The following is a 421-nucleotide window of genomic DNA, read 5'->3' as shown; positions in this document are numbered from 1 at the left end:
CTTGAGGGAGTGCGGGCATTGTGCGACGAGTACGGCATCGTGATGATCCTCGATGAAGTCATGGCCGGCTTCGGCCGCACCGGCGACTGGTTCGCCTTTGACGCCGTCAATGTCACCCCGGACCTGATCACCTTCGCCAAGGGCGTCAACTCCGGCTACATCCCCGTAGGCGGCGTCGTTATCTCCAGCGAGATCGCCGCCACCTTCGACGAACGAGTATTCCCCGGCGGACTGACCTACTCCGGGCATCCCATTGCCGCAGCTTCCATCGTCGCCTCCATCGAAGCCTTTGAAGAAGAAGACATCGTCGGCAACGCCGCCAGGATCGGCCGCGACCACCTCGAACCAGGCCTCAACGCCCTGGCGAAAAGGTACAGTGTCATCGGTGAGGTCCGCGGCCGCGGCGTCTTCTGGGCACTCG

At 63.2% G+C, this 421-nt stretch carries 1 protein-coding gene; it reads left to right on the top strand.

All coding sequences use genetic code 11. The features are described 5' to 3' along the window. On the top strand, positions 1-421 hold a 421-nt coding region (locus AC5RWX_RS34350), incomplete at both ends, for an aminotransferase class III-fold pyridoxal phosphate-dependent enzyme (RefSeq protein WP_494100589.1).

This window comes from Arthrobacter sp. SPT-J7 (assembly GCF_059089965.1).
The sequence above is the reverse complement of the archived record's forward strand: the minus strand, read 5'-3'. Positions and strand labels throughout refer to the sequence as shown.